Origin of the sequence: Enterococcus plantarum (assembly GCF_001730295.1) — a bacterium.
GTDB lineage: Bacteria > Bacillota > Bacilli > Lactobacillales > Enterococcaceae > Enterococcus_L > Enterococcus_L plantarum.
In genome coordinates this window covers 43,951-58,921 of sequence record NZ_MIKA01000045.1, presented here as the reverse complement: position 1 = coordinate 58,921, position 14,971 = coordinate 43,951, and the positions used below count along the sequence as shown (strand labels likewise).

At 34.9% G+C, this 14,971-nt stretch carries 10 protein-coding genes and 1 pseudogene; 5 read left to right on the top strand and 6 right to left on the bottom strand.

What is annotated here, in order from left to right; all coding sequences use genetic code 11:
• Positions 1-55 precede the first annotated feature (55 nt).
• Both BCR22_RS11250 and BCR22_RS11245 read right to left on the bottom strand, forming a co-directional pair.
• Positions 56-1,669 carry a glycoside hydrolase family 13 protein gene (locus tag BCR22_RS11250; protein WP_069654979.1) on the bottom strand — a complete coding sequence of 538 codons (1,614 nt, stop codon included), beginning with the start codon at positions 1,667-1,669 and terminating at the stop codon, positions 56-58.
• A complete protein-coding gene (locus tag BCR22_RS11245; RefSeq protein ID WP_069654978.1) occupies positions 1,659-3,620 on the bottom strand; it encodes a sucrose-specific PTS transporter subunit IIBC in 1,962 nt (653 codons plus the stop codon). Before BCR22_RS11245 ends, BCR22_RS11250 begins: the two co-directional genes overlap by 11 nt.
• A gap of 248 nt (positions 3,621-3,868) precedes the next feature.
• Between BCR22_RS11245 and BCR22_RS11240 the strand changes: the two genes are divergently transcribed.
• Positions 3,869-5,350: a sucrose-6-phosphate hydrolase gene (locus BCR22_RS11240; protein ID WP_069654977.1), complete on the top strand. Its 1,482-nt coding sequence runs from the start codon at positions 3,869-3,871 to the stop codon at positions 5,348-5,350.
• A 13-nt stretch (positions 5,351-5,363) separates the two neighbouring features.
• The gene (locus BCR22_RS11235; RefSeq protein WP_069654976.1) at positions 5,364-6,347 is read left to right on the top strand and encodes a LacI family DNA-binding transcriptional regulator; all 984 of its coding nucleotides are present in this window, start codon (positions 5,364-5,366) and stop codon (positions 6,345-6,347) included.
• Positions 6,348-6,485: 138 nt separating this feature from the next.
• Here BCR22_RS11235 and BCR22_RS11230 read toward each other — a convergent pair whose 3' ends face one another.
• Both BCR22_RS11230 and BCR22_RS11225 read right to left on the bottom strand, forming a co-directional pair.
• Positions 6,486-7,322 carry a hypothetical protein gene (locus BCR22_RS11230; protein ID WP_240485882.1) on the bottom strand — a complete coding sequence of 279 codons (837 nt, stop codon included), beginning with the start codon at positions 7,320-7,322 and terminating at the stop codon, positions 6,486-6,488.
• Between the two features lie 6 nt (positions 7,323-7,328).
• Positions 7,329-7,898 carry a matrixin family metalloprotease gene (locus BCR22_RS11225; RefSeq protein ID WP_069654975.1) on the bottom strand — a complete coding sequence of 190 codons (570 nt, stop codon included), beginning with the start codon at positions 7,896-7,898 and terminating at the stop codon, positions 7,329-7,331.
• A 383-nt stretch (positions 7,899-8,281) separates the two neighbouring features.
• Here BCR22_RS11225 and BCR22_RS11220 point away from each other — a divergent pair, with 383 nt between their 5' ends.
• From BCR22_RS11220 to BCR22_RS15765, 3 genes are read left to right on the top strand one after another with little or no spacing between them, the layout of a single operon-like run.
• On the top strand, positions 8,282-9,439 hold the full coding sequence (locus BCR22_RS11220) for a Hachiman antiphage defense system protein HamA (RefSeq protein ID WP_069654974.1): 1,158 nt from the start codon (positions 8,282-8,284) through the stop codon (positions 9,437-9,439).
• On the top strand, positions 9,426-10,628 hold the full coding sequence (locus BCR22_RS15770) for a DEAD/DEAH box helicase (RefSeq protein ID WP_240485881.1): 1,203 nt from the start codon (positions 9,426-9,428) through the stop codon (positions 10,626-10,628). The genes BCR22_RS11220 and BCR22_RS15770 overlap by 14 nt, the downstream gene beginning before the upstream one ends.
• Before the next feature lie 20 nt (positions 10,629-10,648).
• Positions 10,649-11,482, top strand: coding sequence for a hypothetical protein (locus BCR22_RS15765; protein ID WP_240485880.1), 834 nt, complete (start codon positions 10,649-10,651; stop codon positions 11,480-11,482).
• Positions 11,483-11,718: 236 nt separating this feature from the next.
• Here BCR22_RS15765 and tnpA read toward each other — a convergent pair.
• Together tnpA and BCR22_RS11200 are read right to left on the bottom strand one after the other, a co-directional pair.
• Positions 11,719-12,192 (bottom strand): annotated as a pseudogene (gene tnpA, locus BCR22_RS11210) (IS200/IS605 family transposase).
• Between the two features lie 1,261 nt (positions 12,193-13,453).
• Positions 13,454-14,971, bottom strand: a complete 1,518-nt coding sequence (locus BCR22_RS11200; RefSeq protein ID WP_069654972.1) for an ABC transporter permease/substrate-binding protein — start codon at positions 14,969-14,971, stop codon at positions 13,454-13,456.

Sequence of the window (14,971 nt, the reverse complement as noted above, 5' to 3'; positions counted from 1 at the left end):
CTATCCTTTGTAGAGGTTGACCTATTTTTCTGGGCTGTATACTTTTCTCTTTTGCTTACTTTAAATAGACTGCATAGGCTTCATAAGCCAGTAACTCATCTGTAATCTCTTTTTTATAATTATGGATGATCATTTCTTTTATTATCCGTGTTTTTCCTAATACAAAATGTGCTGGTTGATCAGAGAAATTGACGACAACAAGTACCCTCTCACCTTGATACTCGCGAATATAGGCTAAAACTGTTGCATCATCCGTTGGAATATTTTCAAATGTTCCTTCTATAATAATCGGCATTTCTTTACGAAGCTGAATCAGTTTTTGATACGTATAAAATAAAGAGTTTGGATCATTTAGCGCAGCTTCAACATTGATTTCAGTTGAATTTCCCACTGGAAGCCAAGGCGTCCCTTTTGTGAAACCTGCTTGTTCAGAAGCATCCCACTGCATCGGATGACGTGCGTTATCCCGTCCTTTTGCGTTGATCGATGTTATAATTTCTTCTTCTGTATAACCCGAATTGATACGTTCATCATACATTCTGCGACTTTCTATATCATCAACTTCATCAATCGTTTTAATTGGATAGTTGATCATGCCAATTTCTTCTCCCTGATAAATGTAAGGTGTTCCTTGGAGGAAGTAAAGATAGATAGCCAACATTTTCCCACTAATCACCCGATGCTTCTGATCATTCCCCCAACGAGAGATAATCCGAGGTAAATCATGATTATTCCAGAACAGCGAGTTCCACCCTTTCCCCGCTAACTCCGTTTGCCATTTAGAAAACACTTGATGCAATTCTTTAGGATCTAATTTTTTGATATCCCATTTTCTTTTGCCTGTCTGCTTATCTAAATTGATATGTTCAAATTGAAAAACCATTGATAATTCTTCTCTGCTCTCATCCGAATAGAGCTGAGCGATTTCTGGCGTTGCGCCCCATGTTTCACCTACTGTAACTAAGTCATAGTCTCCAAACGTATTACGATTCATTTCTTGTAATAGTTCATGTAGCTTCGGTCCGTTTTTAGTGATCAACTGATCTGGTTCTTTCCCTATCAAATCGATGACGTCTAAACGAAAACCGCCAACCCCTTTTTCAATCCAATAATTCATCATACGATAAATTTCTTGACGCATCAGAGGATTTTCCCAATTCAAATCAGGCTGTTCTTTTGCATGTAAATGAAAATAATATTCCCCGAGTTCTGGGACAAAGGTCCAAGCAGAACCACCAAAATTGGATTGGAGTTCATTCGGTCGTTTACGTTCATTTCCTTTTCTCCAGATATAAAAATCATGATACTCACTCATAGGATTTTGAAGTGCTGACTGAAACCACGGATGCTCTGATGACGTATGGTTTACGACCAAATCCATAATAATCTTGATGTTTCTTTTCTGCGCTTCAGCGATTAGATTATCCATATCTTCCATGGTGCCATACTCTGAACCAATCGCTTCGTAATCACTGATATCGTAGCCATTATCTTCATTGGGCGATTGGTAAACAGGGCTGAGCCAAATTGCCTCTATCCCTAAAAAAGACAGATAATCCAAACGCTGGATGATTCCTTTTAAATCCCCGATACCATCAGCATTTGTATCTTGAAAACTGCGTGGATAGATTTGATAGATCGTGGCTTTTTTCCACCAATTAGTTTTCATAATGCGCACTTACCGCCAATAGATCTTGGCCTCCATCCACTTTTGATAGCTCAATCGCTTCTACAGCAGCGTAGTCATCTGTATTTGTAATAATCATCATTACAGTGCTATCTAAACCAGCCTGTTTAATCTTCTCTAAATCAACGGTACCTAAAATATCCCCTTTTTTTACTAATTCACCGTATTTTCTATTTGTTTCAAACCCTTCTCCTTTTAATCCGACGGTGTCGATTCCAATATGGATCAGCACCTCTGCACCATTCATTGTTCTAAGTCCATAGGCGTGCTTTGAATCATAAATAACGGTTAATTCTCCATCAGCAGGTGCGTAAATAATGCCTTTTTCCGGAATCACAGCAATCCCTTTTCCCATCATTTCTTGTGCAAATACAGGATCATTTACTTCTTTCAAGGAAATAGGTGTACCACTTACAGGCGATGCCAATACTTCATCTTGGACAGCCGCTACACTTGCTTCTGGATCTTCATTGATTTCGACGGCAACTTCTCCAGCTGTTTCATCATCGCCTACAAAAACCTCCATATGACGTTTTCCGTATACATATGTTGTCACGAATCCTACACAGATACTGATAACGATGCCGATCATGAAATATGAAATTGATTTTGGTGCAATTGAAATAAATCCGATCACGCTTGCTGGTCCCATCGCTACTGAAAGTACATGGAAAGCACCAATGAATAAACAAGCTACACCAGAGGCAATCATCCCACAAATAAATGGGAATTTAAGTTTTAAATTGACCCCGAAAATCGCTGGTTCAGTAATGCCTAGCATAGCAGAAATACTTGCTGACGTTGCCAAGCTTTTTTGTTTTTTATTTTTCGTTAACAACATGATGGCAAGCGTTGCTCCCCCTTGACCCACATTGGCCATAGAAGCGACTGGGAAAATAAATGATCCGCCAGTTCGTGCTACTTCTGCTAACAGAGTCGTTTCAATGGCTGGAAAACTTTGATGTAATCCCGTGATGACAATCGGTGAGTAAAATAGACCGAAGACACCTAAACCGACTGCTCCTGTTGTATCATACAACCAAACAAGTCCATTCGTCAGACCATCTGATACAATTCTCATCATTGGGCCCACAACAATAAATGTTAAAAAACCAGTAATAATGATGGCCAACATTGGTGTAAATGTAAAATCAAATGCATTGGGAATACGTTTGTGGAAAAATTTTTCTAACGTCGCTAAAATCCACGAAACCGCTAATACAGGCAGTACAGAACCTTGATAGCCGGCTTGTGCAACATCCATTCCCAAAATATGCCAATAGGGCATACTTCCATCTGCGATTGCATTTGCCACACCATAGCCATTGACTAAATCTGGCATAACCATCGCCATTGCCATTGCAGCACCCAGATAAGGATTTCCACCAAAGCGCTTAGTAGCAGAAAAACCAACCAAGATCGGTAGGAAAGCAAACGGTGCTGACGCTAATAGATTGATGATACTCGCAAAGTCTTTTACATTCGGAAATAGTTCCACGACTGATTGAGGACCAAATAAATCCTGAGCAGTCAATACATTGTTTAAAGCCATTAATAATCCACCCGCGACTAGTGCCGGGACAATTGGAACAAAAATATCAGATAATACCTTAATAAATGCCATAATAGGATTATTTTTTTTGCCATTCGATGCGACTGCTTTCAGGTCAGCTGTAGATGCTTCTTTAACATTGGTGATTTTTATGAGTTCGTCATATACATTATTTACATCGCCAGCACCTATGATAATTTGGAATTGGTCATTGGCTTCAAACGTTCCTTTCACCGCCTCATTACTATCTAAAGCTTTCTGATCTACTTTACTCGAATCCTTTAGAACAAGCCTTAGACGAGTTGCACAATGTGCGGCAGCCTGAATATTATCTTCGCCAAGTGCGTCATTGATTTCCTTTGCTACTTTTTTGTAATCCATCTTCTTTCCCCCTAATTGTCATTTAAGCGCTACTGAAATAGAAGAAACTATCTTGTTTCCAAAAAATGTAATCGCTTTTTCACATACAAAGTATGCCACTATTTTAAATAATTGTCAAACGTATATCAATTATAAATGATAATTAAAAATATACCTCTATACATAAATAAATATTTTGTTATACGTTTGACATTCAAATGCTAAATAGTTACACTATATGTGAGAATACGCTTACGAGGAGAATATATATGTCCGAAAAAAAAGTTTGGTCTAGAGAAAAACGTTATCAGCCTTATGAAGAATGGGGGACAGAACACCTTGCCTCACTAAAACAAAAAATAGATGCGTCAACCTGGCGTTTAGGCTATCATATTCAACCTGCTACAGGTTTACTAAATGATCCAAATGGTTTTTCATTTTTCAATGATCAGTGGCATGTTTTTTATCAATCTTATCCGATGGGTCCCGTTCACGGTATAAAATCTTGGTATCACATGACCTCTGATAATTTGGTTGATTGGAACGAAGAAGGAACAAAAGTATTCCCAGATAGCTTATACGACAGTCATGGCGTTTATTCTGGAACTGCTCTGCCGATTTCTGATCAGTTATTTCTTGCTTATACAGGTAATGTTCGTGATGATGATTGGATTCGCCATTCTTATCAATTAGGTGCTTGGATGGATCAATCAGGTAGCATAAAAAAAATCGAACAGCCGCTTATTGCTGCACCTCCAGCTGGTTATACCTCTGAATTCAGAGATCCTCAAGTTTTTCGTTATAAGTCTGGCTATCTAATGACGATCGGAGCGCAAGATGAAACAGAAAAAGGTAAAATTCTAACCTATAAAAGTTCTGACTTACTTTCTTGGCAATGTATCGGTGAATTAGGGTTTACTGATCGAGACATGGGTTTTATGATCGAATGCCCCAATTTACTTTTAACAGATGAATTCGCTCTACTTATTTTTTGTCCACAAGGGTTAGATTCTGATGTTTGCAATTATCAAAATATCTATCCAAATATGTATGTCATTGGTGACTCATATCAGTCTGAATCAAATTGTTTAACAAATCCTTCTAGCTTGAAAAATTTAGATGAAGGCTTTGACGTTTACGCTACACAAGCATTTAAAGCCCCCGACGAGCGCTTATTATCAATCAGCTGGATTGGGTTGCCGGAAATTGAATATCCCACTGACCAAGAAGAATGGGCGCATTGTTTAAGCATCGTGAAGGAATTGATTGTAAAGGATAAAAAATTGTACCAACGTCCTGTTGAAGAGATGAAACAACTACGCCTAGATGAAGGAATACTTTTTGATAACAGCAAGGATTCTTATCATGAAACAGCAACAAATCATTATGAATTAGCCCTATCATTTAATTCTCTAGCCACTGGAACCCTTACCTTATATGCAGATAAAGAACAGAATCAAGGATTAACGATTCATTTTGATTCCCAACGTGGTAAAATGACAATAGACCGCAGTCATGCTGGTGTTCTTTTTGGAGAAGATTATGGCGTTGTACGATCATTTTCTATCGAACAAAAACCATTGAAATTACAAATTTTTGTTGATTCTTCCGTTGTTGAACTTTTCATCAACGATGGCGAAAAAGTAGCAACCATGCGAGTATTCCCAGAAAAAGGACACGCAGGATTTCATTTAACGTGTGACGGAGACTATCAAGGACAATTTTGGCAACTGCGGAAAACTAATCAATAAAGGATGGAATTGTATGGTCGTCAAACTAACAGATGTAGCAAAAAAAGCTGGTGTCTCTCCTACGACTGTTTCCCGTGTTATTAATAATTACGGCTCATTAAGCAAAAAAACAATTGATAAGGTAAATCGTGCGATGAAAGAGCTTAATTATCAACCAAACTCTTTAGCTCGTTCATTACAAGGTAAAAACACACAATTAATCGGGCTTATTTTCCCAACTGTTGCGAATCCGTTTTTTGGGGAGTTAGTGGAAAGAATCGAACAAAAACTCTTTGATTTGGGGTATCGCGTCATTTTGTGTGATAGTGCCAATAATAAGGAAAAAGAACGTCATTATATAAATATGCTTGCAGCAAATAAAGTTGATGGTATTATTGCTGGTGCCCACAACTTAGGGATCACTGAATATGAAGATGTTGAACTTCCGATTGTTTCTTTTGACCGATTTTTAGGGAATACTATTCCCATTATCGGCAGTGACAATTTCCAAGGCGGGTATTTAGCGACTGAGACCTTATACGTTAGAGGAGCAAGGAAAATTGCGATCCTGACAGGTTCACAAGAATCGAACTCTCCAACAAATTTTCGATTAAACGGGTATTTAAATTTTTTAGAAGAACATGAATTAGAACCTAAAATTTTTCATATTCAAACGACAGCTCGATCAACAACACTAAAAAACTTAGAGATCAAGCATATTTTGGAGACGGAGGACATTGACAGTTTATTTTGTACAGATGATCTAACGGCTATTCTTGCCTATAATCAGTGTCAGCAATTGCAGATAAATGTTCCTGAACAGCTCAAGATCATTGGCTATGATGGGACAAAATTCGTTCAGAACTATTTTCCCCAATTATCGACGATTGCTCAACCAATGGCTGATTATGCGGATATTTTAGTTGATCTTTTATTGCAGAGGATACAAAACCCTGAAAAAAAATTGGAGAAAAATTATCTGTTGCCTGTAAAATTAATTCAGGGGCAGACAACTTGATGGTTTGGATTTAAGGGTTTTGACCTATCTGTTTTGATGGGACTGTAAAAAAAATGAAAGAGCGTCAAGTCTGTTTTTCTCTTAACAGGCTTGATGCTCTTTGTGTATTTTTGTAATTAAAATAACTTTTATTGTATGTTAGTTTTCTTGCATTTCGATTCCTAGCTCATTTTTTAAATAATCGCCAAGATCTTGCTCTTCACCTGAAGAAGCATTTTTTATTTTCCATGTTTTTCCAATTTCATTTGGGATAGAACGTGTTCTTGAAATTGGTTGTTCGTCATCTTCTAGTAGCAAAGCACCATACTGATAGCCTTCTAAAATGTATGCTCCTCTTTCCTCACTATACGTAGCAAAGAACAAGTATACCTCACCTGCTTGAAGTTCAATATCGCCATCTTCTCTCACTTCCACCCAATCCTCACTCTGAGTAATAGGAGGCCGGCCCGATTCAGCTCTCAAACGATTGTGTTTATCTACTTCTTCTTTTTCAGCGTTTTTAAAACGATCTTTTTCTTTGATAACACCACCTGATCTGATAAATGATACTTCTTTATCTGTTGTTCCTTCGATATTTTTCAATACTTCTAGCTTTCCATAAGTGTCAGGTAAAATGCTGTTGCTTTCGGTTTCAGAAAGATTAGCATCTACATCCGCTTTATCTATAGAGATTACACGGGCTAAGAAAATAGCATTTGTATTTTCTTGAAGACTTTTTGGTTTGGTATTATCGTACATTAGAAAGGATTCTACTGTTGATGATTGTATGTTGGTGCGATCCACTTCATCGAGATAAGAGTAGTAGTTTGCTTTTTTGACTCCTGATGATGTTTCTTCTTTGGTTTTAGGTGTTGATTTTGAATTGTTTTTTTCTGTTGGTTGGTCTTTGACTATGGCATTTTTAGAAGACGTATTGCTGCAACCAGTTAAAAGAATGCTCAAGCAAAGAAATGCTATTATAGTTAGTTTTTTCATATTTTATCACCATCCATATATATCTGTAATTTTGTTGCTTGCATCTCTATCAACACTACGAGGACCGCCTTCTACACTTGGATGCATAATACTAGTCTTATCATTTATATGCGCTAAACCTAAGGCGTGCCCCATCTCATGTCTTGGAATTCGATCTCTCATATAACTATTATTCTTATAGTGCATATTAAAACGAATGATTGCATAATAGTAGTTTCTGTTCGGTGCACGCCCTCCCGTTGCAATCCCTCTATCATTATTGTCATAAAACTCAACATAGCCTCCTGTTTTACTGCCAGAGCTAGTATAGCCATGAGCATCTATATTGGATAGCCAATTGTGATTTTGCTTATACATATAAATTGGATTTGCCCAGCCAGTATACATCCAATTGTGCTTAGCATTATCAATATAACCCGCTACACTAGATGCACTTGGTGCAATATAATATTTGATATTTCTAACTCCCTGAGATAAAACTCCCGAAAATCTAGGTGGTTTTGCAGCGTCCACTTTTGTAGATAATACTAACAATAATACCAATCCAAACAACACATAAAAAATTTTCTTTTTCATTTCTCTCCCCCATTTCTTAACTCTTAGTTGCCAAAACACTATTATTTATTTTACAAAAAGCAGTTTATTTAACGCTATCATAAATTATGTATAACTTCAAGAACTTTTTTAGTTACATATATCCGAAATTCTAAAGTCAACTTATCCATAATTCTTACCCTACCAAATATTAGTTTTACTATTTTAATTTTCTATTAAAAAGTTTCAAATTCACCTAATCAATACTATCAATATGTATATTCAAAAAACAAAAAATTAATTACTATATGATTATAAAATACTTATTTATGTTAAAATATTTACATAATGATCACTTTAAAACTATGATTGCAGTTTACTTACAAGAATTATTAATTTTATTGGGTATTATTAGGAGGAGAACGATGCAGATTTTAATACATTATACTATTCAGCCAGCCGTCTTTGATTATTACAATAGAGATGGCACATATGAATTTAACTATTCAGGCCGCATTGCAGAAGTAGAAAAATTCTATAACAAATACAATAAAGTGCAAGACAATCTGTTTTTCATTGTATGCTACACAAATTTATCTAAAACTCAATATTGTATTGGAAAAATATTTGTAAATAGCTTTGATAAATACATTTATAGCAAAGTTGACGTTGAAATACAAAATGAAATTATTGAACATTTAGGAATTTTGAACACAAATACTTATGATGCAGGTATCTACTACAAAGAATACACAATAACTGAGAATCTTGAATTTAAAAGTAAATTAGTCAATGATTATGCTAGCAAAATAAAACTAAGATTTTTTAATTGGGAAGAGTTAAATTTAGATATAACAATATTATTCGATAAAATGATTGATCTCCTATTTGATGAAACTAATGTCTTAAATATTGCTACAACTTATACTCCTAGTCCTAGATATACAGATAAAATTTTGAAAAAAAGATATTACGATGCCTTACACAAAATTGGCTTTATTTCTGAGCAAGGAATAAATACAAATTTAACAATCCTTCATGGCGATATTGGAGAATTTTTTATGCACACATTAGTCTCAAAATTTATAGATTCTAAAAAAAGCTTAAAATATTTATATCCTAAATTAATTTTTAAAACTACCCCCGGTTCAGCTGTAAAGGGAAATGATGGAACGATATATTTTCCTGAGCGAAATGAAATTTACTACATGGAAGCAAAATTTTATAGCAACTTAAACAGTGCTATAAAAAAAGCCGTAACATCTCTAGAAAAACACAATGAAACGTCTCAAGATATCATAGATCCAGAAATTTTTCGTAATATACAAACCAGTAGGCTTGGAGAAATTATCGAAGTAACAGATGATGTTGAAGAAAAATTAATACTCTTTCTAATGTGTGATGATAATTACCTTGAAAAAGATGTTCAAAGTTGTATCGAAACAAATAATGTACTTGTTGATTTAAAAGATAAATTCGAAGTGCTTATTTTCATATTTCCCATTTTAGACAAAAAACAATTTCTAAAGCACTTTGAAGAATACTCAACTGAGAAAGGTAGGGAATACTATGATCAAAGATGAGTTCTATTATTTAGATAATTCTATGAAAAAATTAAGAGAGGAAGTTTTATTTAATATTTATAATAACGTAAAAATTAATCATGCTATCTTTAACCTCACAGATTTAGATATTTATTCTGATGATAGTAGTTTCTTTAGCAGGCTTAGTAAATCAGTACGGTCATCATTTTTAGATAATAGAGTCATACTAACTAATGAACAAGAAGAATGTTTGAATGTACTTTCAAAGAGCAATCTATTCATAAGCGCACCTACGAGCTTCGGAAAAACATTCATTGCCTTAGAATATATTGCAAGAAATGTAAAAAAAATTGATGATGCGGTATTTGTCGTTCCTACTATTGCGCTGATGAATGAATTGCGAAAAAAATGTTATCATTACTTCGGAGATACTTATACACTTATAACATCTGATGCAGAGCTAGAACAATATTATTCAGAGTCAAAAAAAATTATTATCGTTGTTCCTGAAAGAATTAGTACAAGATCATTTCAAAAATATTTAGATGCAAAAAATATTGATTTTTTAGTTTACGATGAAATTTACAAATTGAATTCAAACAAAGGTAATAATATACATAATAATGAACGATTAATAAAAATGAATTATACCTATAAGTACCTTATTGAAAAATCAAATAAAATCTTGTTATTGGGTCCATTTATCAAGAATGTTGAGTTTAATCGTTCTAAAATTAAAATTGAGAAATTCATTACAAACTTAAACTTAGTTTATAATAAAATAATTTTTGATGAAAATTTCAACGATTATTATGGAACAACTACGGATAAAAGGTTTATCTATTTTGATTCTCCAAAAAATATCGTCAATTTTTTAGAAAGAAACATCCCTGCACTACCATATGTTGAATTTGATAAAAATATAATTGAATGGATTTCAAATAGTATTCATCCTGATTGGTACTATATTGAGTATTTAAAAAAAGGGATAGGTATCCATCATGGAAAGACTCCTATTTTTTTAAGAAAATACATTGAAAATGAATATTCAAAAGGAAACATTCACACTATTCTATGTACTAGCACTTTAGTAGAAGGAATAAATACTCCTACTAATAGCTTAATCGTCTATGATAAACCAAGAGGCATTTTTGAACTTAACAACTTAATTGGGCGCGTTGGTAGATTAAATACTAAAAAACCAAAAATCGGAAATATATATATATAAGAAATAGAGAAATTTACGAAATGTATGATCCTGATACATGGATCGAGTTGAATATACTATATGAAGATGAAAATATTGTAACTATAGACGCCGAAGATGAAAGTTTATACCTTGAAAAAGAACCAAGTCCAGAGTCTCAAGAAAAAATTACTATCCTAACAAATGCTCTACACGAAAAATTTAATATAAATTACTCTGATGTGATTGATGCAGGTATAGAATTCAAATTACTACAGAGATTTGTTTTAGAATTTGATACAATTACAAACTATCCTAAAGAGTTTGATGTAATTAAAGACATAAAATATAAATTGTTGTCTGAAGATAATAAATATTTAGATGGTTTAAAGCTATCAAAATATTCTTTCAGCTCAGAAATTACCATAGAAAAAAAATACTTACAGCTTGATCCTGTATATCTATTGTTAGTTTCAACAAAAGGAATGAAAAGTGTTATAGATAAATTTACAGATATTTATGGAAACTATTCAAGGAAAGATGTTAATTTTTTTATTGACACCTTATTCCAAATAGATGAGTTTATCAAATTCAAAATGACAAAAATGATTTCTATATACGAATTATTTGATCAAAAAGGTCTTTTTGATACAACTAAAAATCGTGCATTCATACAAAGTATTAATATGATTAAATCATACTCAAATTCTATTGACGGTTATGAACGTATTTTGACAGATTTAGGATTTCCAAAAGAAGACTTTTTATTAATTAGCAGTAATTTTGATAACTACTCTCAAGTTAAAGGTACCGAAAGTAAGCTAAAAGAATTTAAAAAAGAGACAAATTTTCAAGAGCTTTCGCCATTTGGTAAAAAAATCATTTCAGAATTATAAAGGTTTTATTTATACAAATGAAAGATATTTCACACAAACTTACATTCCCCCATTGACTCTCCCCCTCACTTAAATTAAAATGAAATGAGATAGAACGAAATCAAAACCTCCAGTGAGAACTGGAGGTTTGCTCTTCGGCTGAAAGCCTCTTTTACCGGCCACGGCCTAAAAGGCCTTCTGATCGGGTCTCCCTCACGCACCACTTCTTCTCGCTGATTCTAAAAGAATTTCATTTTTTATTTTTTGCTATTTTTATTACCTGTGAACGGATCATACTCCTCAAACAACGTCAGCTGATCTGCTATATGATCTTCCTGAACTTGATTGCGTATATATTCTTCTATTTGTTTTTTGTTTCGGCCAACGGTATCGACATAATAGCCACGACACCAAAACTTACGGTTGCCTTATCGATACTTTAAATTCGCATGTCTATCGAAAAGCATTAAACTACTTTTTCCTTTTAGGTAACCGATAAAACCCGAGACACTTAATTTCGGTGGATTACTGACCAACAAATGAATGTGATCTCGATATGCATTTGCCTCGATGATGTCGACGCCTTTTCTTTCACATAAAAGTCGAATGATTTCTCCGTTACTTTTCTTGTACTTGCCATAAATGATTTGGCGACGGTATTTTGGCGCAAAGACGATGTGATACTTACATTTCCATACGGTGTGTGATAAACTTTGATTGTCCTTTTTCATAAAGGAACCTCCTTTAATGTTGATGATACGGTCGGGAAACCTATATCAGTTCAACATTTTAGGGGGCTTTTTTATTACCTCGCTGGAAGCTCTATGGAACCACCCGCATAGCAGGTGGTTTTCAGAACACACAATAAAATCTAGCCAAACGAATGTCGTTCAGCTAGACAAAATAAAAAGGCACTCTGCAGGAAGATTGGTCGTCATCCCACAGAGCCTTATACAATCAGCTACTACCCTGATCGTACAAGTTGCCCTTAATCAATTTTCATTGACTGTTTTTATTTTACTCAATATTTCATGAAATTACTAGTGTTTTTTCTGATGTTCTGAGTTTAACGACAAAAACAGGTCAATGCTTCTTAATTGTACTTAGCGCGGTTTCGGCAGGTGTCCGGAACCGTTTTTTTTCGTTCTATTTTACGGTGGAGCAACGATTTTTTGAAATTTTAATAATCGTTTCGAGGAAGTTACCACAAATCTGACTTCTTTCATCACACTTCACTTTGCTATAATAATCTGCCAATTTTGTGCTAACTTTTGACGGAGCAAGCCTTTTTTATAGACAAATCATTGTAGCCACGATAGTAACGAGGAAACAGCCGACACCTCAAGATGTTAAGCGGTCACTTGACATTTTGAAGCCAAAAATAATCAGCACGAACTGATGAATCAAGTTGCCTGAGTCAATAATGCGCATAGTAAGAAAGAATGCTATCTACCAGAATCCGTAGCATTCGATCAGATGAACATTCTCCACGGCTGACTGTTTGCTCGTTACTATTTTGTAAAATATTTAATACACTCTCGATGAAATCTTTGTTATACTATAACTAGTTGAATAACGGCTGAAGCTCTGAAAAAGGAGTTGATGCCATAAAGATATGTCTTTATCGCTTTTGTCCTGCTTTATTGCTTAGGAAAAGTGGTCCTTGAAAGATTTGTTAAAAGATATCGCTTCGAAAATAGTTGTCACGCTTGTGGCTTACTATATTGTCGAAGGGATTAAACTTTTTATCACATTGATTTTTGGGTAAAAAAAGACCACTATCTGCTCAGCTAAAGTAAGATAGTGGCAATGCAACAATCTATCAAGCTTTAGTCAAAACTCAACTAAAGAGTCAGTGTTATCAGCACTGGCTTTTTTTCAATCGCACTTGAGTGCGATTGCTTTCTCCTTTATTATACCTTATAAAGTATAAAAAACACAACATAAGAGATAGATAGCTCTCTTATGTTGTGCCTTTTCATCTATCAACCATTATTTTTCCAACATCCCATGCTCCACCAAATAATCATGCGCAACGGTCGCCGGATCTTTTTGCTCCACATTCACTTGGTAATTCATCTCACTCATTTCTTCTTCCGTGATCTTACCTACTAAAGGCTGCAATAATTCTTTTAATTCCGGATATTTCTCAAGTGTCTCAGCTTTCAGCAATGGCGCTCCTTGATACGGTGGAAATAGTCGCTTATTATCTTTTAAAATCACCAAATCATATTGCTTCAATTCACTATCGGTCGAATAAGCGTCCACCACATTGACATCCCCATTATTGATTGCTTGGTAACGTAACGATGGCTCCATAGACTTGACATCGAAATTCAAGTTATACAGTTTTTGTAATCCTTTATAGCCGTCCTCACGATCAATAAATTCTAACGTAAAACCAGCTTTTAACTGACTTTCAACTTTTTTCAAATCTTCGATTGTTTCCAGCCCATTTTCTTCTGCGAATGATCGTTTAACTGCGACAGCATAGGTATTTTCATAACGCATTGGTTCTAAATAATCCATATTTTCTTGTTTTTTGATTTGATCTCGTGCATATTCGTATACTTCTCTTGGATCATTCGACGTGTTCGTATTGTCTTTCAAAAATGTTTCAAGTACGGTTCCAGTAAACTCAGGATAAACATCGATTTCACCAGATTTTAGTGCATTAAATAGGAAACTGGTTTTCCCAAAGTTTGATTTTAAGTTTACGTGGATATCGCTATTTGCTTCAATTAATTCTTTGTACATGTTAATTAAGATATCTGGTTCTGCACCTAATTTTCCTGCAACAGTGATTTCTTTTTGTTCTGTTTCTTGGTGGGTGTAGACAAACGATCCCACTAACAACGCAAGTAAGACCATAAATGCCGCTACGATTCGTTTGACTGTGGCTTTCTCCAACAAATGGATCCCGAAGTTAAACAAGACCGCCAAGACAGCAGAAGAAATTGCCCCAATCAAGATTAGATACACGTTGTTTCGGTCGATTCCTAGTAAGATGAACGTTCCTAGTCCACCTGCACCAATCAGAGCCGCAAGCGTTGCTGTTCCGATGATCATCACAGTCGCTGTACGAATACCTGAAATGATATACGGTAACGCTAACTGCAACTCAAACTTGATTAGTTTTTCCCGTTTATTCATCCCAAAGGCTTCGGCTGCTTCCTCCAATGAAGGATCGATTTCGGTCAAGCCTGTATACGTATTTTGTAAAATCGGAAAGAGTGCATAAATCACTAACGCTACAATTGCAGGTGGACTACCAATCCCAATAACTGGAATCAATAATCCTAATAAAGCTAGTGAGGGAATCGTTTGAAAAATCCCAGTGATTTGCAGAACAAACTCAGCGACTTTTTTATAATTCGTCAATAAAATCGCTAATGGAATCGCGATAAGAATCGCAATCAGTAATGACAGTAACGAGAGTTGGATATGTTCGACAACCGCTTGAATAAAGTCTTCTTTACGGGCCGCAAATGTTTCTATCAATTTCCCCAT